This window comes from Azospirillum sp. B21 (genome assembly GCF_008364825.1).
Lineage (GTDB): Bacteria > Pseudomonadota > Alphaproteobacteria > Azospirillales > Azospirillaceae > Azospirillum.
In genome coordinates this window covers 214,943-236,022 of sequence record NZ_VTTO01000009.1, presented here as the reverse complement: position 1 = coordinate 236,022, position 21,080 = coordinate 214,943, and the positions used below count along the sequence as shown (strand labels likewise).

Sequence of the window (21,080 nt, the reverse complement as noted above, 5' to 3'; positions counted from 1 at the left end):
GTCATCGCCTTGTCCTTGCCACCGTCCTCCTCGCCACCCACGGAAAACATCGGCATGAGCGCCGGCTATGGAATCACCCATCGCCTGTCGGCCTGGGGCGTTCACATCTTCACGGCCAGCGGCGCGGTGCTGGGGCTGCTCGGCCTGCTGGCGGCGGCGGCCGGCGATGCGAAGCTGTGCCTGATGTGGCTGGGCATCGCGCTGGTCGTCGACGGCGTGGACGGCACGCTGGCCCGCCGCGTCTCGGTCAAGCAGGTGCTGCCGGGCATCGACGGCTCGGCGCTGGACCTCGTCATCGACTACCTGACCTATGTCGTGGTGCCGGCGGTGTTCATGCACCGCTTCGGCCTGCTGCCGGAGGGGTTGGTCAGCATCGCTCTCGCCGCCTGGGTCCTGCTGACGGCACTCTATTGCTTCGCCAATGTCGGGATGAAGAGCGGCGACAATTACTTCGTCGGCTTCCCGGCGATCTGGAACGTCGTTGCCCTCTATCTCTGGCTGCTCGACCTCAATCCCTGGTTCAACGCGGCGGTGGTGGTGGCGCTGGGGCTGCTGACCTTCACCACGGTCAAGTTCCTGCATCCCTTCCGGGTCAAGGCGCTGATGCCGCTGAACATCGCGGTGACCACGGTATGGCTGCTCTGCTGCATCGCGCTGGTGGTGCTGGAGCCGGCGCGTCCGGGCTGGCTGTTCGGCCTGTGGCTGGCGACGTCGATCTATTACGCCGCCGTCTGCGCCTGGCGGAGCCTGCGCGGTCCCTGATCGCCTGACATCAGGGAGGCGGGGAACAGCTCTGCGTGACGGGCGTTGCCTGGACGGCATACCCGGCGCAGCAGAGAGGATCCCGCCTTGGCCACGGCTCATCCGATCCGGATCGGCACCGCCGGCTGGAGCATTCCCAAGCTGTCCGCCCCGGCCTTTCCCACCGAGGGCACGCATCTGGAGCGCACCGCCCGCGTCATGGCGATGACCGAGGTGAACAGCAGCTTCTACCGTCCGCACAAGCCGGAGACCTGGGCGCGCTGGGCCGCCTCCACCCCGTCCGCTTTCCGCTTCGCGGTGAAGCTGCCCAAGGCGATCAGCCACGAGGCCCGGCTGGTCGACGCCGACGCCGCGCTGGACCGCTTCCTGGCCGAGGCCGGGATGCTGGGCGACCGCTTCGGCCCGCTGCTGGTCCAGTTGCCGCCCAGCCTGCGCTTCGACCGTGCGGTCGCGGAGGATTTCTTCGCGCTGCTGCGCGCCCGTTTCGACGGCGACGTGGTGTGCGAGCCGCGCCATGCCTCCTGGTTCACCGACGGGGCCGAGTCCCTTCTGATCGCCCATCGCGTCGCCCGCGTCGCCGCCGATCCCGCCCCGGTGCCGGGAGCCGGGGATCCCGGCGGCTGGGACGGCGTGCGCTATTGGCGGCTGCACGGGTCGCCGGTCATCTACCGCTCCGCCTACGAGCCGGCGGTGCTGGACGCGCTGGCCGAGCGGCTCCTGGCCGAGGCGGCGCTGCGGCCGGTCTGGTGCGTCTTCGACAACACCGCCGACTTCCATGCCGTGGACGATGCGCTGGCGACGATGGCGCGGCTGCGGGTCCGGTCATAGGCGCAATTCTCTATCGGACGACCCCCGGCACGACCGAGACAGTGCATTGTTGCAGGGCTATCCTGCCGCAAAACGCCCCGATAGGAGGGGCAACGGCGTGCAGGCGGTGTGGTTATGGAGTTCGTCGTCCTACTTCTGATCTTCGGCTTCATCACCCACCGGCTGGACCGGCGGCTGAAGGCGCAGGAGGCGGAGATCGCCACGCTACGCGGCAGGCTGGACAAGGCGCTGACCGGCGCCGCTCCCCTGCAGGCGTCCCCGTCCGTCGTGGCGGAGGCCGAGCCGACAGAGGGACCGCCGCCGGAGGAGTTCGCCGAACCGGTTCTCGCCGCCGAAGCGGCTCCCGTGCCGGACGAGATTCCGCCGCCTGCCGCACCGGAGCCCGCCGCCCCGCCGCGGACGGGCTGGCGCGAGCTGGAGGAATCGCTGGCGTCGCGCTGGCTGATCTGGCTCGGCGGCGGCACCATGGCGCTGGCCGCGGCCTTCTTCATCAAGCTGTCGGTGGAGCATGGCTGGCTCGGGCCGGGCGTGCGGGTGGCGCTTGGGCTGCTCGCCGGTTTCGGGCTGATGGTGGGCGGCGAATGGCTGCGCCGCCGGCCGACCCAGCGCGCCGTCGCGGCGCTCCGGCCCGATTACGTGCCGCCGGCCCTGACCGCCGCCGGCCTGTTCACCGCCTTCGCCAGCGTCTATGGCGGTTTCGCCCTGTTCGACCTGTTCGCTCCGCTGGTCGCCTTCGCGCTGCTGGCGGCGCTGTCGATCGTCGGCATCGGGCTGTCGTTGCTGCAGGGGCCGTTCATCGCGGCGCTCGGGCTGCTGGCCGGCTATGTCACGCCGCTTCTGATACCGTCCGACAATCCGGACGCCTGGGGCCTGTTCGCCTATCTGCTGGCGCTGAACGGCGCCGGCATGGCGGTGGTGCTGTATCGCCGCTGGCGCTGGCTCGGCTGGGGGGCGCTGGCCGGTGCGGCGCTCTGGCCGCTGGTGTGGCTGATCGACCCGTGGCGCAGCGGCGACGCGCTGCCGACCGGCCTCTATCTGCTGCTGACCTCGGCCCTCTTCCTGGTTCCGGCCGTGCTGGGCGTGGTTGCGGGAACCGCGGAGGACCGGCTGGCGGAGCCGGCGCCCGCCACCGGCTGGCGCAGGGCGCTGCCCGACTGGATCCGGCGCAAGCAGCGCCATCCCGCCGACCGGCTGGCGATGATGGCGATGCGGCTGTTCGGCCTGCTGGTCGCCGCCGTCACCTGGAGCGACGGGCATGACGCGGTGTCGCTGACCGTGCTGACCCTCTTCGCGCTACTCGCCATGGCTGCCGGCCGGCGGACCGAGCGGATCGCCGGCGTTGCCTGGATCGCGGCGCTGACCGTGCTGCTGTCGCTGGCGCCCTGGAGCCTGCCCTATGTCCCGTCCAGCCCGCCGCCGCTGACTGCGGAGGGCCAGCCCCTGATCGTCGCCGACCCGGCCGGCTACCCGGCGGCGGTCGCGCGATTCCTGTGGGTGGCGGGCGGCTTCGCGGCGCTGTTCGGCATCGGTGGTTTCGCCGCCTTGTGGGGCGCGCGGCGGGCGGCGCTGTGGGCGTCGCTGTCGGCCCTGGTGCCGCTGGCCCTGCTGACGCTGGCCTACGCCCAGGTGGCGCCGCCGGAGACCGCCATCGGCTGGCCGGCCGCGGCCCTTGCGCTGGCGGCCCTGCTGGTCGCCGGCACGACGCCGCTGGCCCGCCACCGTCACCGGCCGGGCGCCGCGCTGGGGCTGGCCGCCTTCGCCGCCGGGGCGAGCGGCGCCATCGCACTCGGTGCCACCATGACCCTGCAGGAGGCGTGGCTGACCGTGGCGCTGGCGATGCAGGTGCCGGTGCTGGCCTGGCTGGAGCGGCGGATGACCCTGCGCGAGCTGCGCGGGGTCGCCCTGCTGGTGGCGGTCGCCGTTCTGGTCCGGCTGGCGATCAACCCCTATGTGCTGGATTACGAAGGCTATGCCTGGATCGCCTACGGCTATGGCCTGCCGGCGCTGGGCTTCCTGGTGGCGGCGCGCCTGATGCGGACGGTGCCGGACGCCCAGGGAAACACTGGAGGTGGCGACGATCTGGTGGTGATGGTGCTGGAGGCCGGCGCCCTGATCTTCACCACGCTGATGCTGTCGCTGGGCATCCATCGCTGGATGGCCGGCAGCCTGGAGGCGGAGCCGTCCGGCCTGACGGAGGTGGCGCTGCACACCCTGTCCTGGCTGGGCCTCGGCCTGCTGCTGGCGGCGGACCGGCGGTGGAGCGCGCGGCCGGTGGCAGTGTGGGGCCGGCGCCTGCTGGTCCTGTTGGCCGCCGCGACCGCCTTCTTCCTGCATCTGCTTGCGCTGAACCCGCTGTGGAACTTCGAGTGGGTCGGCACCTGGCCGGTGGTCAACCGTCTGCTGCTGGCCTACGGCGCGCCGGCCGTCCTGCTGCTGCTCTATCTGTGGTACGACCCGCCGCCGTCGCGCAGCCTGCGGAGCGCCGCGCCGGTCCTGCCGATGCTGCTGATCGCCACCAACCTCGCGCTGGAGATCCGCCGCGCCTTCCAGGGGCCGATCCTGAACGGCTACGAGACGTCGGACGCCGAATGGTACGCGTATTCGGTCGGCTTCCTGCTGTTCGCGGTGGCGATGTTGGTGGCGGGCATCCGCTTCGGCTGGGGCTGGATGCGCCATGCCGGTCTGGTGCTGGTGCTGGCGGTGGTCGCCAAGGTGTTCCTCAGCGACATGTCGGATTTGGAGGGGATGTATCGCGTCGCCTCCTTCCTCGGCCTCGGCGTCTCACTGGTCGGCATCGGCTGGCTGTACCAGCGCCTTCTGCGCCCACCCGCCGCCGGCACCCCGCCGGAGCCGAAGCCGGAGCCGCCGCATTCGCCCGCGGATGATTTGCCCGCCGACAATCTGTTGGACCAACGGACTCGTTGACAGGCCGGGCGGGGAACGCTCCCATACGATGAAGGATGGGCCGGGAAGGAACCCGGCCCCCGCCACCGGAGGAGCAGCGCCAGATGGACCGCGAGACGCACGGCAACGCCTATCCCATCCTTCCCGACGGCGAGGAGGGCTTCACCGTCGAGGCGGCGCGGATGAAGTTCGGCCCCGGCATGCTGGCCGAGCTGGGCGGCGACGCGCTGTCGCTGGGCATGACGCGGGTGGCGCTGTTCACCGACCCGCGGGTTGCCGCAACCGCCCCCTTCGCCATGGCGCTGGAGTCGCTGAAGCGGGCGGGCGTCGATCCGGTGGTCTATGACAGCTGCCGGGTGGAGCCGACCAGCGCCTCCTTCCTCGACGCCGCCGATTTCGCGCGGGACGGCGGCTTCGACGGCTATGTCTCCATCGGCGGCGGATCGGTGATCGACACCGCCAAGGCGGCCAACCTCTACGCGACCTACCCGGCCGACTTCCTCGCCTACGTCAACAAGCCGCTGGGGGAAGGCATCCCGGTCCCCGGCCCGGTCAAGCCGCACATCGCCTGCCCGACCACCTGCGGCACCGGCAGCGAGACCACCGGCGTCGCCATCTTCGACCATGTGGAAAAGCAGGTGAAGACCGGCATCTCGTCGCGCTTCCTGCGGCCGAGCCTCGCCGTCGTCGATCCGCGCACCATCGACAGCCTGCCGCCCGGCGCCATCGCCGCCACCGGCTTCGACGTGCTGACCCACGCCATCGAGAGCCACACCGCGCGCCCCTTCCGCTCCCGCCCGCGCCCTGAGTCGCCGACGGCGCGCCCGCCCTATCAGGGCGCGAACCCGTGGTCGGACATCGGCAGCTTGCAGGCGATCCGGCTGGGCGGGCAATGGCTGGAACGGGCGGTCAACGACCCCGACTGTGCGGAAGCGCGCGACGCCCTGATGTTCGCGGCGACGCTGGCCGGTCTCGCCTTCGGCAATGCCGGCGTCCACATCCCGCACGCCATGTCCTATTCGGTGGCCGGGATGAACCACAGCTTCACCGCGACCGGCTACGAGACGGTGGACCCGATGGTGCCGCACGGCATCTCGGTTGTGCTGAACGCCCCCGCCGCCTTCCGCTTCACCGGCCCGGCCGCGCCGGAAGCGCATCTGCGCGCCGCCGAGGCGTTAGGGGCGGATGTGCGCGGCGCCTCGCCGGAAGATGGCGGCGAGTTGCTGGCGACGCGGCTGATTTCGATGATGCGGGCGACCGGCCTGCCGAACGGGCTGTCGGCGCTGGGTTACGGCGAGGCCGACATTCCGGGCTTGGTCAAGGGAGCCGCCGCCCAGCAACGCCTGCTGACCATCGCCCCCCGCCCGGTGTCGGAGGATGATTTGCGCGGGCTGTATGCGGATGCGATGCGTTACTGGTGAAGGTGACTGAAGTCCCCTCTCCCGGGGCCACTCTATCCCGGAAAAGTTCCCTCTCCCCCCTGGGGAGAGGGTTAGGGTGAGGGGGACGCGTGGCGAGGATTCTCAAGAAAGTCCGGCATGTGCATCCCCCTCACCCCGACCCTCTCCCCAGGGGGGAGAGGGGGAATGGTGCCCGTTTTCCAGCCCACCGTTGCCCGCGACACCCGCTCGCTATAGGAATAACACCCTATATTAGAGCGGAGTTCCCATGCCCTCCGTAGCCCGGTTTCCCGCCCCGTTCACCGCTCCCCGCTGCCATCGCGCTGGCGGCGTGGAACACCTGAACAGGGTCCGGAAAACCGTTTCACGGTGTTTCAAACGTTCCATCCACCCCCGCGAAACAGGGGTGCCAACCTCAGAACTGTTCCTCGCTCAGCGCCATCACCGTGTTGCGGGCGCTCGCGATGGTCGGCAGCAGGGCGGGGGCGGTCGCCAGCACCTGCTCGGCGTAGAAGCGCGCGACGATCAGCTTGGTCTCCAGGAAGGAGGCGTTTGCCCCCGGCTGGCGCATCCCCTCCATCGCCTTCATCGCCGAACGGGCCAGCATCCAGCCGCCGGCCACCGTTCCCCACAGTTTCAGATACGCCACCGCACCGGCGGCGGCGCCTTGCAGGTCGCCCTCCGCCTGGGTGGAGACCATCCAGTCGATGGCCCGGTCAAGCGCGTCCAGACCGGCCGACAGCTCGGTGCGAATCACCGCGAGATCGTCGCCGGGGGCTGCACCCAGATCCTCCACCGTTGCCCGCATGTCGGCGACGAAGGCCCTGGCCGCCGCGCCCTTGTCGCGGCCGGTCTTGCGGAAGGTCAGGTCGTTGCCGTGGATGCCGTTGGTGCCCTCGTAGATCGGGGTGATGCGGGCGTCGCGGTAATGCTGGGCGGCGCCGGTCTCCTCGATGAAGCCCATGCCACCATGGATCTGCACGCCGGTGGACGCCACCTCGCAGCCGATGTCGGTCGACCACGCCTTGACGATGGGTGTCAGCACGTCGACCCGCGCGGTGGCCGCAGCACGCACCGCCGGATCCTCGTGATGGCGGGAGATGTCCAGCTGCGTGCCGGCATAGAGCGCCAGCGCCCGCGCCGCCTCGGTCTTGGCGCGCATGTCCAGCAGCATGCGGCGCACGTCCGGATGCTTGATGATGGCGACGCCGGCGCCCTTGGGATCGGCCAGATCCTTGCTCTGCACGCGGCTCTTGGCGTAGTCGCGGGCCTGCTGATAGGCGCGCTCGGCGATCGCCACGCCCTGGATGCCGACGCCGAGCCGGGCGTTGTTCATCATCGTGAACATGTATTCGATGCCGCGGTTCTCCTCGCCGACGAGGTAGCCGATGGCCCCGCCGTCGTCGCCAAAGGCCATCACCGCGGTCGGGCTGGCCATGATGCCCAGCTTGTGCTCCAGGCTGGCGCAGCGCAGGTCGTTGCGCTGGCCCGGCGTGCCGTCGGCGTTGGGCAGGAACTTCGGCACGATGAACAGGCTGATGCCCTTGATGCCTGCCGGGGCGTCGGGCAGGCGGGCCAACACCAGATGGACGATGTTCTCCGTCAGGTCATGCTCGCCATAGGTGATGAAGATCTTCTGGCCGGTGATGCGGTAGCTGCCGTCCTCCGCCCGCACCGCCTTGGTCCGCACCGCGGCGAGGTCGCTGCCCGCCTGCGGTTCGGTCAGGTTCATCGTCCCGGTCCATTCGCCGGAGATCATCTTCGACAGATAGACCGCCTTCTGCTCGTCACTCGCATGCTCGGTCAGCAGGTCGACGGCACCCTGGGTCAGCAGCGGGCACAGGCCGAAGGACAGGTTGGCGGCCTGCCACATCTCGTTCACCGCGAAGGCGACGGTCCAGGGCAGGCCCTGCCCGCCATAGTCCGGTTCGAAGGGCAGGCTGTTCCAGCCGGCCTCGGTGAACTGGCCATAGGCCTCCTTCCAGCCGGTGGCGGTGCGGACGACGCCGTTCTCCAGCTTCGCCCCTTCCTTGTCGCCCACCCGGTTCAGCGGGGCGAGCACGCCGGAGGCGAATTTGCCGGCCTCCTCCAGGATGGCGTCGACCAGATCGGGGGCGGCGCTGTCGCAATGGGGCAGGGCGGCGATGGCGTCGAGGCCCACCACCTCGTTCAGGACGAAGCGCAGATCGTCGACCGGAGCGGTGTAGGTCATGGCGGGGTGATTCTCCCTCGGAATGGATTGTTTGGTTTACCTATAGGTCAACATACAGCATCGAATGGCGCCTGACGAGAGGGCGGGATGCCGCGCGTGCAGAAGGCTAGGCCGCGGAGGCGGCATCATCAAGCCTCCAGCCGGTTGGCACGGTGTCTGCATTGGAGCAGTTGCCTCCCACCGAGGCCTTCACACGGGGATCGACCCATGACCTACGCTTCCGCACTCGGCAATCCCAGCGACACCGCCGCCCAGCAGGCCCGCGCATCCCGCGGCCCGGCAAATGTTGAGGCTGCCGTCCGCAATGCCAGCGCCAGGACGGGGGTCGATTTTTCCTACCTCATGGAAAAAGCTGCCGTGGAGAGCGGCTATCGCACGGACATAAAGTCCTCCTCCTCGTCGGCGACCGGGCTCTACCAATTCATCGACAGCACATGGCTGCAGACGATGAAGGAGCATGGCGCCGACCACGGCTATGGCAAATACGCCAACGCCATCCAGACCCGCAGCGACGGCCGCCCCTATGTCGCCGATCCGGAGATGAAGAGGGAGATCCTGGAGCTGCGCAAGGATCCGACCGCCTCGGCCCTGATGGCGGCGGAATACACCCGCGGCAACAAGGAGTATCTGGAGGAGACGGTGGGCGGCAAGATCGGCTCGACGGAGCTGTACATGGCGCATTTCCTGGGGGCCGGCGGCGCGTCGAAGTTCCTGAACGCGATGCAGGAGAATCCCGGCCGCACCGCCCGCGACGTCTTCCCCGATGCCGCGGCGGCCAACAAGAACGTCTTCTACGACAAGGCCACCGGCAAGGCGAAGTCGCTGAAGGAGATCTACGACCGCTTCGCCACCAAGTTCTCGGAGAACCCGCTGGCCAACTTCGCCCCGGCCCAGGTGGCGACCGACGCCGTGCGCAAGCAGGACATTCCGGACGGCTTCACCACCCAGGTGCCGATGGCCCCGGCCAAGTCGCTGAACGGCACGCCGCTGTCGATCTATCAGGTTCTGGCGCTGAACGCGCTGGAGACGCCGGACGAGGTCGACAGCGTCAGCGGACGCCCGGCCCGCCTGCGCGACAAGGAAAACCGCCGCATGCGCGAGGAGCCGGTGCGGACCGACCAGACCGCCGGCACCGGCGTCGCCATGGGCTTCGGGCTGGGGCTGGGGCGAATCGTCGGGTCTGAATCGTCGACGCCGGTCGCCGCCGCAACCGCGGGCGCCGCCGGCAAGGATGCCGTGACCAAGGTGGCCTGAGCGGGGCGGCAGAAGGCGAAGAGGGGCAAAATGCCCTACGCTGGCGCTTTGACTTGACGGCCGGATGGGTGCAAGGTCGCGCCGTTTTTGGCGCTCACCCCTCAGGACCGATCATGAGCAACCAGCAGCCCGCCGTCACCTTCGAGGAAATCCGCGCGCTCGTGCGCAACCTGCCCGGCCCCGATCTGGAGGCCGGCACCGCGGCCCTCCAGCGCGAACGGCAGCTGACCAAGCCGGCGGGCTCTCTCGGCCGGCTGGAGGAGATCGCGCAGTGGATGGCGACCTGGCAGGGCCAGCACCCGGCCGAGGTCCGCCGCCCGCGCGTCGCCGTCTTCGCCGGCAACCATGGCGTGGCCGCCCGCGGCGTCTCGGCCTTCCCGGCCGAGGTGACGGTGCAGATGGTCGCCAACTTCCAGAATGGCGGCGCGGCGGTCAACCAGCTCTGCGAGGTGGCCGACGCCGACCTGCGCGTCTACGAACTGGACTTGGAGAACCCGACCGCCGACTTCACCCAGGGCCCGGCCATGGGGGAGGAGGAATGCTGCCGCACCATGGCCTACGGCATGATGGCTGTGGAGATGGGCGTCCAACTGCTGGCGCTGGGCGAGATGGGCATCGCCAACTCGACCTCGGCGGCGGCGATGTGCCTCGCCATGTTCGGCGGCGAGGCGGCCGACTGGACCGGCCGCGGCACCGGCATCGACGATGCCGGCCTTGCCCGCAAGATCGCCGCGGTGGAGGCCGGCGTCGCCGCCAACCCGCAGGCCAAGGACGACCCGTTCGAGGCGCTGCGCTGCCTGGGCGGCTACGAATTTGCCGCCATCGCCGGCGCCATCCTGGCGGCCCGCGTCGCCCGCGTGCCGGTTCTGCTCGACGGCTTCGCCTGCACTGCCGCCGCCGCCGTTCTGTACAAGGCCGACCGCCGCGCGCTCGACCACTGCATGGTCGCCCACCGCTCGGTCGAGCCGGGGCACGCCCGCCTGATGCAGGCCATCGGCAAGGAGCCGCTGCTGGACCTGGGCATGCGCCTGGGCGAAGGCTCCGGTGCGGCGCTGGCGATCAACATCGTGAAGTCCGCCGTCGCCTGCCACGCCGGCATGGCGACCTTCGCCGACGCGGGCGTTGCCACGCAGGGGTGATTGGGGGCGTTAGACCCCCACCTTAATCCTCCCCCGCTGGGCGGGGGAGGAGATAGGCGCATATGCGGCGGAGCGGCGGCAGTCCCTCCCCCGCCCAGCGGGGGAGGATAGGTGGGGGCAAGTCAGCCCCTCACAACATCCCGTCGGCCAGATCGCTGATCGCTGCCGACAGGAACAGGTCCAGCATCACCAAGGCCGCGGCGGCCAGCCCCGACAGCGACAGGGCGGTGCGCAGCACGAACCACTGGTAGGTCAGCATCGCCATCATCACGCCGAAGACCAGCGCTTCGGACATCCCTGACGGCAGCAGGCCGCTGGCCGACAGGACGATGGCCGGCAGGTAGATCGCCATCTGCACCACCGCCGACCAGTTGTAGGCGGTCAGCGCGCCGGGATAGAGCTGCTCCTTGCCCAGCAGCGCCGATATGCGGAACAGGGCGAGCGGGAAGGCGGTCCAGCTGACCACATAGGCGATGCCCTCCACCGTCACCAGTTGCAGCACCGGGGTGCCGTCCAGCTGGTCCCACAGCCGGATCGCCAGCAGCAGGGCATAGGCCGGCAGCACCACCAGCGCCGCATAGAAGGAGTTCAGCGCCCCCTCGGGCGTGCGGTCGAAGAACTCCATCCCCGTCCGGTCGAAGCGGGCCAACCGCCAGGCGCCGGTCAGCGCGGACAGGATGGCGGGGGTGGTCAGCGGCATCATGGTGTCCCGGTTGGAAGACTCACCCGGCAAGGCGCGTGAACACGCCCTTCAGGATGGCCTCGTAGATGTCCGTCAGCCGGCGGAGATCCTCCACCGAACAATATTCGTCGACCTTGTGCATGGTCTGGCCGACCAGCCCGAACTCCACCACCGGACAGACATTCTTGATGAAGCGGGCGTCCGACGTTCCACCGGTGGTCGAGTATTCGGGACGGCGCCCGGTCACGCTTTCCACCGCCTCAGCCACCAGTTCGGTCAGCGGACCGGGCGGGGTGACGAAGCTGTCGCCGGAGCAATAGACCTCCAGCTCATAGGCACCGCCGATGGAATCGAAGGTGCGGCGCAGCCACGCCTCGATGCCGGCCGGGGTATGGGCGTCGTTGAAGCGGATGTTGAAGGTCGCCTTGCCCTGGGCGGGAATGACGTTGGTCGCCGTGTTGTCGACGTCGATGGTGGTCAGCGCCAGGGTGGAGGGCTGGAAATGCGCCGTGCCCCCGTCCATCGGATGTTCGGTGATGGCGGCCAGCATGCGGACCAGCCGCGGCAGCGGGTTGTCGGCCAGATGAGGGTAGGCGACGTGGCCTTGCGCGCCGAACACGGTCAGGAAGCCGGTCAGGCTGCCGCGCCGGCCGATCTTGATCATGTCGCCCAGCGCCTTGGGGTTGGTCGGCTCCCCCACCACGCAGGCGTCGATGCGCTCGCCGCGCTCGGCCATCCAGTCCAGCACCTTGCGGGTGCCGTTGATCGCCACCCCTTCCTCGTCGCCGGTGATCAGCAGGCTGATCGAGCCGGCGGGCGGGCCGTCCTGCAGCCGGCGCGACACGGCGGCGACGAAGGCGGCGATGGCGCCCTTCATGTCCACCGCACCGCGGCCGAACAGGCGCCCGCCCATCACCTCGCCGGCGAAGGGATCGACCGTCCAGCCCTTGTCGCCCGGCGGCACCACGTCGGTGTGGCCGGCGAAGCAGAAGTTGGGGCCGTCGGTACCGAGCCGGGCGTAGAGATTCTCCACCGGCTCCGTTCCCTCCTGCTGGAAGCGCAGGCGGTGGCAGGTGAAGCCCATCGGAGCCAGCGCCGCCTCCAGCACGCCCAGCGCGCCGTCGTCGCGCGGCGTGATGCTGGGGCAGCGGATCAGGTCCTGGGCGAGGGCGACGGGGTCGATGGTCATGGGCTGTCCGGTTGGTCTTCGTCGGTCAGGGAGCCGCGTCGATCTGGCGGGCGACCCATTGGCTCAGGCTGATGCCTTCGGCGGCGGCGCGCAAGGCTGCCTTCCGGTGCAGTTCCGGCGTGGCGCGCACCAGCATTTTACCGCTGAAGGGCTTGTCCGGCGTGCGGCCCTTTTCGGCGCAGATCGCCAGATACTCGTCGATGCTGCCGCGGAAGCTGTCCCATAGCTCCTGCGCGCTGCCGCCTTCGAAATGGATGACGTCCGACAGGCCGGCAACGGTGCCGGAGAAGGTCCCATCTTCCACATCGAAGTCGATGGGACCGGACACATAGCCCTTGTATTCCATCGTCATGGCGTGATTCCCGCGTTGACCAGCAGCTTTCGCATCGCGTCAACCGCACCCTTCTTGGCCTCCGGCCGGGGATGGGGACGGTGGAAGACCGCGCCGCGGTCGCGGACCTCGATCCAGACCCGGCTGCCGGCGCGCTCCGCGACGACGCCATCCAATGCGATCACCAGCGCTTCGATGTCCGCCCAGCGGATCGAAGCGGATGTCGGCCGCGCAAAGATGGCGGCCAGCGTCGCTCGATGGGCGTTGTTCATGCGGCGATGGTATTGCGGGAGGCGCCGGAAAGGCAAGGGCGATAGCGGCTTGCGCTATCGCCCCGCAGACTTCTGCCGTCCGATCAGTCGCGCAGCAGGTCGTTGATCGCCGTCTTCGACCGGGTCTTCTCGTCAACGCGCTTGATGATGACGCAGCAGTACAGGCTCGGGCCGGGCGTGCCGTCCGGCAGCGGCTTGCCGGGGAGCGCGCCGGGGACGACGACCGAATAGGCCGGGACGCGGCCCATGAAGACCTCGCCGGTGTGGCGGTCGATGATCTTGGTCGAGGCGCCGATGTAGCAGCCCATGGAGATGACGGCGCCTTCCTCGACGATCACGCCCTCGACGATCTCCGAGCGGGCGCCGATGAAGCAGTTGTCCTCGATGATGACCGGGTCGGCCTGCAAGGGCTCCAGCACGCCGCCGATGCCGACGCCGCCGGACAGGTGGACGTTCTTGCCGATCTGGGCGCAGGAGCCGACGGTGACCCAGGTGTCGACCATGGTGCCGCTATCGACATAGGCGCCGACATTGACGAAGCTCGGCATCAGGATGACGCCGGGAGCGACATAGGACGACTTGCGGGCGATGGCGCCGGGCAGGGCGCGGAAGCCGGCATTCTGGAACTGGCCTTCGCTCCAATTCTCGAACTTCGGCGGCACCTTGTCGTACCAGGAGGAACCGCCGGGGCCGCCGGGGATCATCTCGTTGGCGTTCAGGCGGAAGGACAGCAGCACCGCCTTCTTCAGCCACTGGTTGACCTTCCAGCCGTCCGCGGTCTTCTCCGCGACGCGCAGGTCGCCGGAATCCAGCGCGTCGAGCGCCGCGTTCACGGCGTCGCGGACGGAACCGGTGGTGGCGGTGGTGAGATCGGCCCGGTTTTCCCAGGCGGCGTCGATGGTGGCCTGCAGGCTGGCGTGGCTCATGGCGCGGTCGTTCTGCTGTGCATTGTCCAAGGGACGGCACCATGGAGCCGCATCGCGCCCGCTGTCAACAACGCCAAGCCCGGGGAAAAGCCCTAAACCCCTGCAATTGCGGCCAGCCAGGCGGGAAGATCGTCCACGGTGTGGTCGATGTGGACCCCGGCGCCGACGCCGGCCTTCTCGTAGTCCTGCTCGCCGCGGACCCAGACCGTGGTCATGCCCAGCGCATGCGCCGGGGCGAGGTTGCGGGCGATGTCCTCCACCATGCAGGCGTCGGCGGGGTCGACGCCGTGGCGCTCCACCAGGGTGGCATAGGGGCGAGGGTCGGGCTTCGGCACATAGCCGGCGGCGGTGATGTCGAACACCGCTTCGAACCGGTCGATGATGCCGAGCCGGCCGGCGACGTTCTCCGCATGGCGGACCGAGCCGTTGGTGTAGATGATCTTGCGGCCGGGAAGCCGGTCGAGCGCGTCCGCCAGCTGGGCCGACGGCTGGACGCCGGTGACGTCGATGTCGTGGACATAGTCCATGTAGGCCACCGGATCGACGTCGTGCTCGCTCATCAGACCGCGCAGCGTGGTGCCGTAGTCGCGGAAGAACTGCTTCTGCCGCACCCTGGCCTCGTCCATGCCGATGTTGAAATGTGCGGCGATGAACTCGGTGATGCGGAGGTCGACCTGGGCGAACAGGTTGCAGGACGCCGGGTAGAGCGTGTTGTCGAGATCGAAGATCCACACCGCGCGATCCCGCAGCGCGGAGGGGAGCTTGGTGACGGGGGCGGGCGCCGGTGCGGCGGGAGAGGTCGGGGCGGTCATTCCCGAAGAATGGGGCCGACGCCGGCCGGCCGCAAGCCGCTTCACAAGGTCGCAGCCGCCACCTGTCCTATTTGTGGACCGGGGCAATGCGGAGTCCTCCGCCTCGTGGTTGATTGAAGATTAACCCCTAAAGAGGTAGCATGGGCGGGAGTATGCAACGGTTTGCAGTCTAAGGTTTTTCTTCCCGCCCGCTTCGTGGATTGCCCATCTGGGATCGCCGTGGACCTCCTCCTGACCACCGGTACCTCCGCCCCCCCTTCCGCCGCCACCGGCGGCCAGACCGGCCCCGTGACGCTTGTCGCGCTGTATCCCGGCCCGGCCCTGCGGTTGGATTCGGCCCTGGCCGTCGCCGAATCCAATGCGGAGGCGGAGGACATGATGGACAGCGATCCGCGCTGGCTGCCCGACCTCCGCGGCTGGCTGTCGGCGTCCAGCGTGGCGCCGGGCCTGCGGTCGGTTCCGGTGGAGTCGCTGCGCGGGATCATGATCGTCGAATGGGCCGGCGTGCCGCTGCCGGACGGCGGCTTCCTCCTGCTGGGACGCGACGACACGCTGGAGCGGCAGCTGCGCCACACGCTGACCGAATCGCGCCGCCGCTACAAGGATCTGGTGGAGGTCTCCTCCGACTTCGCGTGGGAGACGGGACCCGACGGCGCCTTCGTCTTCGTCAGCCACAAGGGCGCCCTGGGATATCCGGCCGACGCGCTGATCGGCCGCGATCCGCGCAGCCTCGCGCTGGAAGAGGCGGAAGACCTGCCGATGCCCTTCGACTGCCGCCGCCCGGTCGACCAGACCGAGCTTTGGCTGAAGGGCGCCGACGGCACGCCGGCCTGCATCGTCGCCTCTGCCCTGCCGCTGTTCGGACCGCAGGGCGACTGGATCGGCGCCCGCGGCGTCTGCCGCGACGTGACGGAGCAGGTGCTGCGTTCCAACGAGCTTGCGCGCATCCGGAACCGCGAAAGGCTGCTGGGCCACATCGTCCACACCCTGCGCGACCGTCTGGACGCCGCGGAGGCGCTGGCCGTGGCCGCGACCGAGACGGCGCGGGCGCTCAGTGCCGACGGCTGCCGCATCTACCGGGCGGAAGAGGGGAGCGGGGAGGGCGGCCGCGTCACCCTGTCGCTGGTGGCGGAGTTCGGGGCCGAACTGCCGGAGGTCGGCACCGCTCTGCTCGACCGCATCGCGAATGGCGAGGGGCTGGTGGCCGACCGGCTGGGCGACGTCCAGCTGATCGGCGAGCGGACGGAATACCGGCAGGCGGTGAACGGCGCGCTGCTGGTCTGGCGCGCCGGCGATTCCGAACCGTGGGACGACGACGACCGGCAGCTGATGTCGGGCGTCGCCGACCATATCGGCATCGCCCATGCCCATCTCGCCTACCAGGAGCGGCTGCGTCGCCTGTCGGAGCGCGACGGGCTGACCGGTTTGTTCAACCGCCGCACCTTCTTCGAACGGCTGGAGGAGTCAATCTCGCGGCCGGACAGCGGCCCGTCGGCCCTTCTCTATGTCGACCTCGACAACTTCAAGGCGGTCAACGACCTGCATGGCCACCAGCAGGGCGATACGGTGCTGAAGGCCATCGGCACGCTGCTGACCACCGGGGTGCGGCCGGGCGACCTGCCGGGCCGGCTGGGCGGCGACGAGTTCGTCCTGTGGCTGGGCCGCACCGACGAGGCGAAAGCCCGCATCGTCGCCGAACGGCTGCTGAAGGGCATGCGCGAGCTGGCCCACCTGTCGGCCAGTCATGAGAAGCCGCTGGGCCTGTCGATCGGCATCGCCGTCCACGCCCCCGGCCGCGGCGAGACGGTGCGGGAGTTGACCGACCGTGCCGACGCCGCCATGTACGACGCCAAGAAGAGCGGCAAGGGCCATTACGCCCTGGCCCCGGCCTATCAGGCGTCCGATTCTGTAGAGTCATCTTCCGACGTTTCCGCCGCGGAGCCCGCATCGTGACCCCGCCTGCCACCCAGCGACCCGAAACGCTCGATCCCGCCGATTACGAATCGGCCAAGAGGATGGTGCAGAGCGAGGATCCGGCGGTCCGCCGGAAGGTCGCCGAGCATCCCAAGACCCGCCCGGAGCTTTTGTATTTCCTTGCCGCCGACGCCGCGGCGGAGGTGCGGCGGGCCATCGCGACCAATTCCGGCACCCCGCGTCAGGCCGATTTGCTGCTGGCCAAGGACCGCGAGGTCATGGTGCGTCAGGCGGTGGCGCGGAAGATCGCCCGCCTGTTGCCCGAACTGTCGGCCGATCAGGCGATCCAGATCGAGCGGCTGACCGTGGAATGCCTGGAAACGCTGGCCCGCGATCAGGCGACGGAGGTGCGCGGCATCCTGGCCGAAGCGCTGAAGGATCTGCCCAACGCCCCGCACGGCGTGATCAACCGGCTGGCCCGCGACGTGGAACTGTCGGTCTGCGGCCCGGTCCTGCAGCATTCGCCGATCCTCACCGAAGAGGATCTGACCGACATCATCATGAAGGGGCCGGTGCGCGGCGCGATGACCGCCATCGCCAGCCGGCAGAACGTGACGGCGTCGGTCGCCGACGCCATCGCGCGGTCGGACGACGAGGCGGCGGTGACGGCGCTGCTCGGCAACCCCTCGGCCCAGATCCGCGAGGAGACGCTCGACCGCATCCTCGATCAGGCACCGCAGCACGAGCCCTGGCATTCGCCGCTGGTCCGCCGTCCGCGCCTGCCGGCGCGCGCGGTGGCGCGTCTGGCCAGCTTCGTCGCCGACAATCTGCTGAAGGTCCTGCAGGACCGCGACGACCTCGACCCCGCCGCGGCGCGCGGTCTGGTGGAGGCGGTGCGCCAGCGGGTGGGGCAGGCGGCCGGCGCCGCGCCCGGCCTGCCGCTCGGCCCGGTCGACTTCGGCGAGGAGGCGGTCGGCGGTGCCGCCGCGGGACCGGAAAAGCCGGTGGAACGCCCCAGCGACAAGGCGGCACGCCTGAACAAGGAAGGCAAGCTGACCGAAAAGCTGATCGAAGGATCGATGGTGGAGGGCGACCGCGCCTTCGTCATGGCGGCGCTGGCGGAGCTGTCGCAGATCGAGTTGGCGGTGGTGGACCGCATCGTCGCCACCCATGCGCCGCGCGCCGTCACCGCCCTGGTGTGGCGCGCCGGTCTCACCATGCGCTTCGCCCGGCAGGTCCAATTGCGGCTCGCCCAAATTCCGCCGAAAACGGCGCTTAATGCTCGCGACGGCACGCACTATCCGATGACCGATGAAGAGATGCGCTGGCAGCTCGAATTCTTCGGCGTCGAGGCGAAGGCGTGACGTTCCGTTCCCTATCCGGTTCTTCCTGGCATGCGTGTCGCTTTCCTCGCCTTTTTCGTCATCCTGATCGCAGCATCCACCAGCTTCGCCGCCCCTCCGCGCGAAACGCCGGAGGAGCGGGCGGTCGCCGCGACCTTCGATGCCGCCCGAACTGCGCTGACCGAACAGCGGGGATCGGCGGTGATTCCGCTGCTCACCCGCAATTCGGTCAAGACGCTGGAGTCGGTGCGCGACGCCGCCCGCCAGCCCGGCGAGGCGCCGCTGCAGCGGCTGGAGCCGGCGGAGCGCTTCGCCGCCATGGGGCTGCGCCGCTATCTCGGCCCGTCGGACCTGCGCCGCATGTCGGTCGGCGACATCGCCAACCATGCGCTAAAGGCCGGTTGGCTCGGACCCAACGTCATCTCCCGCAGTTCGCTGGGGCCGGTGCGGGTGAAGGGCGACCGGGCCTCGGGCCTGCTGATGGTCGACAACCGGCCGGCGCTGGTCCCCGCCGATTTCGTGCGAGAAGGCGGGTCGTGGCGGATCGACATTGCCAGCGTCTTCACCTTCGGCAGCCAGATGCTGAAGGGATTCGCCGCCATGTCCGGCAAGGACGAGACAGCCTACATCGACGAACTGCTGAACAGGCTGCCGGCCAAGCCGGGGACGATGAAGGCGCACTGAACGGAAAGCGAATACTCCGTCCGGCCGCGTCCATCCGCGCGATTGCGGCGACTCAAGCGATTGCGTAGACTCGCGCCGGCTTCCACCAAGTGTTGGCGCCGACGATGACCGCACCGGAAGAGACCAGTCCCTCACCAGCCCCCGGCCGGACCGTGCCCTGCGGCGCCCGTTTCCGTGCCGCCGTTCTGGAGCGTGCCGCCGCGCGCGGGGTTGGGGTGCCGGTGCTTTTGACCGCCGCCCTGCTGCTGGCGCCAGAGGGGGCCGCCGATCCGGGCCCGCGCGACTCCGACGGGGAAGCGGTTCTCGAGGTTGGGGAAACCGACGCCAGTGACGCCGCGATCCGTAGGGCACTTGCCGCGGCGCTGGCGTTGGCCGATCCCGGCGCCCGCATCCTGCCGGGCGAGGATGTCCGTCGGCTGGAAGCTGCGGTCGAGACGCTGGGATACCGCAACAAGACGCTGGCCCATGCCCTGCAGCGCCTGTCCTTCCAGCCGCTGGACGGCCGCATCACCGAGGTGCGCGACGCCGCCCAGCTGTTCGGCTTCGTCAATGAATGGTGTTTCGACGAGGATCAGGTGCGGCGGCGTTTCCGCGAACTGGCGCCGGTCTACCACCCGGATACCGGGATCGTCGCCTGCCGCGAGCGGATGGGCCAGTTGATCGACGCCCGCAACCTGCTGGTCCACCATGTCCGCAGCGTCTACGGTTCCGGCGACTGGATGGCGAAGAGAGGCGGGCCTTCGGCGTGACCTGACATCAGCCCGGCAGCCCGATCACCTCCTCGACGATTGCCTGGTCCAGTGTGGCGCCATCCAGGACCGCGCCGGTCAGGTCGGCCCCGGTCAGGTCGGCTTCGCTCAAATCGGCCCCGCTCAGGTCGGCACCAGCCAGATTGGCGCCGGCCAGGTTGGCCTTGCGCAGGTCGGCCTTGCACAGCAGCGCCATTCCAAGCCGGGCGCGCTGCAGGTTGGCGCGCCAGATGTGGCCGCTCATGGTCTGGATATGGACGGGGCCGAGCTGGACGCCGGTCAGATTGGCGCCGGTCAGGGTCGCCCGCTCGAAATTCACGCCGCGCAGATCCGCATTCGACAGGTCGGCCTTGCGCATGTCGGCCAGGGACAGATCGGCTATCGCCATCGCCGCACCGGTCAGCGTGGCGCCGCGCAGCGCGATGCATTGCAGGATGGCCGCGGACAGGTTGATGCCGTCCAGCTTCCGCCCCGACAGGTCGAGCGCCGACAGGTCGGCGCGCTTGCCGGCCTTGCCGCCGCTGTCGATCCAGGACAGATGCTCCACCAGGATGTCGCGCAGGTCGTCGTCCGGGTTTTCCAGCGTCTTCGCCAAAATCGCCGCCTGAATGTTGGGCGAGCGCAATTGGGCCGCGTCCAGGATGGCACCGATCAGGGTGGCGCCGCTGAAATTGGTGCGATTGATGGCGCAGCCCGTCATCACCGCTCCCGACAACCGGGCACCCGACAGGTTCGCCTCCGTCAGGTCGGCGTCGGTCAGATCGCAACCGGTCAGGTTGGAGCCGGTCAGGTTGGCGCGCATGAACTTCGTGCCGCGCAGGATGGCGTCGGTCAGGTCGGTCTGCATGACGAAGGCGTTGGCGATCTTCGCCCGCGACAGGTCGGCGCCGCGGATGGTCGCCGCCGTCAGCTCCGACGTCAGGACGGTGTCCTCATACTGGTGGGAGAACATCTCGCCGCTGGAATCGTAATGCAGCAGGGTGCCGTCCCGCAGGTCGACCTCGACCAATGTGGCTTCGCTCAACACGGCGCCGCGCAGGCAGGCGCCGCGCAGGTCGGCCCGGCGCATGTCGGCCTTCTCCAGATTGGCCAGCCGCAGGTCGGCGGCATAGAGGTTGGCATTGGCAAGGTTGGCGCCCGTCAGCCGCGCGCTGAACAGCTTGGCGCCCGACAGGTCGGCGTCCGACAGGTCTATGCCCGAGAGGTCGAGATGCGACAGGTCGCGCATCTTCAGATTGGCGCGCACGCCGCCCGGCTGGCTCTTGCGGAAAGCCTGGTGCCGCAACAGGATCGCGTTGAGCTGGCTCTGGGTCAGCTTGGTTCGCGGGCTGTTGGAACCAAAGCCCTGGGCGGACGACATCGCCGGGATACCTTCTCTATTTGGTTACTCATAATCCGAAAGAGTCGCCAAAAATTCGTTAAGGTGCGAAGATTTGTGACAAGTGTCGGACGGATAACCAAGCGGCGGCAAGGGCGACCTTCGGCCGAAGGCGGAGAGGTCCTTCTGATGGTTGACTCTCCAAGCCGGCTTCTCTATGGTCCGCCGACCTGTCTTCCGCCAAGTCGATAGACCGGGTACCCCGGCCCAATGCCGGGTATCTCCGCCAGTCCGCGAATGTCGCGCACTGGCGCTTTCGTGCTTGTGCGGGTGGCTCTGACGCTGGACCCGGAACTGGGGA

Annotated in this window: 18 protein-coding genes; 10 read left to right on the top strand and 8 right to left on the bottom strand. The window is 69.3% G+C overall.

The annotated features are described in order from the left end of the window. Nucleotides 1-54: 54 nt before the first annotated feature. The 4 genes from pcsA to FZ983_RS21720 all read left to right on the top strand — a co-directional run bounded on the left by pcsA (nucleotide 55) and on the right by FZ983_RS21720 (nucleotide 5,915). A complete protein-coding gene (pcsA, locus tag FZ983_RS21735) occupies nucleotides 55-762 on the top strand; it encodes a phosphatidylcholine synthase (RefSeq protein WP_149225569.1) in 708 nt (235 codons plus the stop codon). Between the two features lie 87 nt (nucleotides 763-849). After that, nucleotides 850-1,590 (top strand): DUF72 domain-containing protein, encoded by a 741-nt coding sequence (locus FZ983_RS21730; RefSeq protein WP_149225568.1) that lies wholly within the window; start codon nucleotides 850-852, stop codon nucleotides 1,588-1,590. Nucleotides 1,591-1,704: 114 nt separating this feature from the next. Then, complete coding sequence (locus tag FZ983_RS21725) at nucleotides 1,705-4,515, top strand: DUF2339 domain-containing protein (RefSeq protein WP_247883898.1); 2,811 nt, start codon at nucleotides 1,705-1,707, stop codon at nucleotides 4,513-4,515. 83 nt (nucleotides 4,516-4,598) lie between these two features. Beyond that, complete coding sequence (locus FZ983_RS21720) at nucleotides 4,599-5,915, top strand: hydroxyacid-oxoacid transhydrogenase (RefSeq protein WP_149225567.1); 1,317 nt, start codon at nucleotides 4,599-4,601, stop codon at nucleotides 5,913-5,915. A 394-nt stretch (nucleotides 5,916-6,309) separates the two neighbouring features. Here the strand turns inward: FZ983_RS21720 and FZ983_RS21715 are convergent, their stop codons facing one another. After that, nucleotides 6,310-8,106 carry an acyl-CoA dehydrogenase gene (locus tag FZ983_RS21715; RefSeq protein ID WP_149225566.1) on the bottom strand — a complete coding sequence of 599 codons (1,797 nt, stop codon included), beginning with the start codon at nucleotides 8,104-8,106 and terminating at the stop codon, nucleotides 6,310-6,312. 207 nt (nucleotides 8,107-8,313) lie between these two features. On the opposite strand from FZ983_RS21715, the gene FZ983_RS21710 reads away from it, so the two are divergent. Both FZ983_RS21710 and cobT read left to right on the top strand, forming a co-directional pair. Further along, complete coding sequence (locus FZ983_RS21710; RefSeq protein ID WP_149225565.1) at nucleotides 8,314-9,360, top strand: lytic transglycosylase domain-containing protein; 1,047 nt, start codon at nucleotides 8,314-8,316, stop codon at nucleotides 9,358-9,360. A 113-nt stretch (nucleotides 9,361-9,473) separates the two neighbouring features. Then, nucleotides 9,474-10,499 (top strand): nicotinate-nucleotide--dimethylbenzimidazole phosphoribosyltransferase, encoded by a 1,026-nt coding sequence (gene cobT, locus FZ983_RS21705; RefSeq protein WP_149225564.1) that lies wholly within the window; start codon nucleotides 9,474-9,476, stop codon nucleotides 10,497-10,499. A 130-nt stretch (nucleotides 10,500-10,629) separates the two neighbouring features. Here the strand turns inward: cobT and FZ983_RS21695 are convergent, their stop codons facing one another. The 6 genes from FZ983_RS21695 to FZ983_RS21670 all read right to left on the bottom strand — a co-directional run bounded on the left by FZ983_RS21695 (nucleotide 10,630) and on the right by FZ983_RS21670 (nucleotide 14,711). After that, the gene (locus FZ983_RS21695; protein ID WP_188092448.1) at nucleotides 10,630-11,199 is read right to left on the bottom strand and encodes a hypothetical protein; all 570 of its coding nucleotides are present in this window, start codon (nucleotides 11,197-11,199) and stop codon (nucleotides 10,630-10,632) included. Between the two features lie 22 nt (nucleotides 11,200-11,221). Then, nucleotides 11,222-12,370 carry a succinyl-diaminopimelate desuccinylase gene (gene dapE / locus FZ983_RS21690; protein ID WP_149225562.1) on the bottom strand — a complete coding sequence of 383 codons (1,149 nt, stop codon included), beginning with the start codon at nucleotides 12,368-12,370 and terminating at the stop codon, nucleotides 11,222-11,224. A gap of 25 nt (nucleotides 12,371-12,395) precedes the next feature. Next, entirely contained in the window at nucleotides 12,396-12,722 is a 327-nt protein-coding gene (locus FZ983_RS21685) for a type II toxin-antitoxin system HicB family antitoxin (protein WP_247883897.1), read from the bottom strand. Continuing rightward, on the bottom strand, nucleotides 12,719-12,973 hold the full coding sequence (locus FZ983_RS21680) for a type II toxin-antitoxin system HicA family toxin (protein WP_149225561.1): 255 nt from the start codon (nucleotides 12,971-12,973) through the stop codon (nucleotides 12,719-12,721). Before FZ983_RS21680 ends, FZ983_RS21685 begins: the two co-directional genes overlap by 4 nt. An 83-nt stretch (nucleotides 12,974-13,056) precedes the next feature. Continuing rightward, nucleotides 13,057-13,899 carry a 2,3,4,5-tetrahydropyridine-2,6-dicarboxylate N-succinyltransferase gene (gene dapD, locus FZ983_RS21675; protein ID WP_149225594.1) on the bottom strand — a complete coding sequence of 281 codons (843 nt, stop codon included), beginning with the start codon at nucleotides 13,897-13,899 and terminating at the stop codon, nucleotides 13,057-13,059. A 92-nt stretch (nucleotides 13,900-13,991) separates the two neighbouring features. Continuing rightward, a complete protein-coding gene (locus FZ983_RS21670) occupies nucleotides 13,992-14,711 on the bottom strand; it encodes a pyrimidine 5'-nucleotidase (RefSeq protein ID WP_149225560.1) in 720 nt (239 codons plus the stop codon). A 219-nt stretch (nucleotides 14,712-14,930) separates the two neighbouring features. Here FZ983_RS21670 and FZ983_RS21665 point away from each other — a divergent pair, with 219 nt between their 5' ends. From FZ983_RS21665 to FZ983_RS21650, 4 genes are all read left to right on the top strand, one after another. After that, complete coding sequence (locus FZ983_RS21665; RefSeq protein WP_149225559.1) at nucleotides 14,931-16,664, top strand: diguanylate cyclase; 1,734 nt, start codon at nucleotides 14,931-14,933, stop codon at nucleotides 16,662-16,664. Further along, entirely contained in the window at nucleotides 16,661-17,989 is a 1,329-nt protein-coding gene (locus FZ983_RS21660; RefSeq protein ID WP_149225558.1) for a DUF2336 domain-containing protein, read from the top strand. Before FZ983_RS21665 ends, FZ983_RS21660 begins: the two co-directional genes overlap by 4 nt. 30 nt (nucleotides 17,990-18,019) lie before the next feature. Further along, a complete protein-coding gene (locus FZ983_RS21655; RefSeq protein WP_149225557.1) occupies nucleotides 18,020-18,652 on the top strand; it encodes a hypothetical protein in 633 nt (210 codons plus the stop codon). 104 nt (nucleotides 18,653-18,756) lie between these two features. Then, entirely contained in the window at nucleotides 18,757-19,401 is a 645-nt protein-coding gene (locus tag FZ983_RS21650) for a hypothetical protein (protein ID WP_149225556.1), read from the top strand. Between the two features lie 7 nt (nucleotides 19,402-19,408). Here FZ983_RS21650 and FZ983_RS21645 read toward each other — a convergent pair whose 3' ends face one another. Further along, a complete protein-coding gene (locus tag FZ983_RS21645; RefSeq protein WP_149225555.1) occupies nucleotides 19,409-20,761 on the bottom strand; it encodes a pentapeptide repeat-containing protein in 1,353 nt (450 codons plus the stop codon). Between the last annotated feature and the right edge of the window lie 319 nt (nucleotides 20,762-21,080).

Coding starts and splice junctions, on each gene's coding strand:
- FZ983_RS21655 (WP_149225557.1), top strand. CDS start 18,020: ATGCGTGTCGCTTTCCTCGCCTTTTTCGTCATCCTGATCGCAGCATCC.
- FZ983_RS21710 (WP_149225565.1), top strand. CDS start 8,314: ATGACCTACGCTTCCGCACTCGGCAATCCCAGCGACACCGCCGCCCAG.
- dapE (WP_149225562.1), bottom strand. CDS start 12,370: ATGACCATCGACCCCGTCGCCCTCGCCCAGGACCTGATCCGCTGCCCC.
- pcsA (WP_149225569.1), top strand. CDS start 55: ATGAGCGCCGGCTATGGAATCACCCATCGCCTGTCGGCCTGGGGCGTT.
- FZ983_RS21715 (WP_149225566.1), bottom strand. CDS start 8,106: ATGACCTACACCGCTCCGGTCGACGATCTGCGCTTCGTCCTGAACGAG.
- FZ983_RS21650 (WP_149225556.1), top strand. CDS start 18,757: ATGACCGCACCGGAAGAGACCAGTCCCTCACCAGCCCCCGGCCGGACC.
- FZ983_RS21685 (WP_247883897.1), bottom strand. CDS start 12,722: ATGACGATGGAATACAAGGGCTATGTGTCCGGTCCCATCGACTTCGAT.
- FZ983_RS21670 (WP_149225560.1), bottom strand. CDS start 14,711: ATGACCGCCCCGACCTCTCCCGCCGCACCGGCGCCCGCCCCCGTCACC.
- dapD (WP_149225594.1), bottom strand. CDS start 13,899: ATGAGCCACGCCAGCCTGCAGGCCACCATCGACGCCGCCTGGGAAAAC.
- FZ983_RS21645 (WP_149225555.1), bottom strand. CDS start 20,761: ATGTCGTCCGCCCAGGGCTTTGGTTCCAACAGCCCGCGAACCAAGCTG.
- FZ983_RS21680 (WP_149225561.1), bottom strand. CDS start 12,973: ATGAACAACGCCCATCGAGCGACGCTGGCCGCCATCTTTGCGCGGCCG.
- FZ983_RS21725 (WP_247883898.1), top strand. CDS start 1,705: ATGGAGTTCGTCGTCCTACTTCTGATCTTCGGCTTCATCACCCACCGG.
- FZ983_RS21720 (WP_149225567.1), top strand. CDS start 4,599: ATGGACCGCGAGACGCACGGCAACGCCTATCCCATCCTTCCCGACGGC.
- cobT (WP_149225564.1), top strand. CDS start 9,474: ATGAGCAACCAGCAGCCCGCCGTCACCTTCGAGGAAATCCGCGCGCTC.
- FZ983_RS21695 (WP_188092448.1), bottom strand. CDS start 11,199: ATGCCGCTGACCACCCCCGCCATCCTGTCCGCGCTGACCGGCGCCTGG.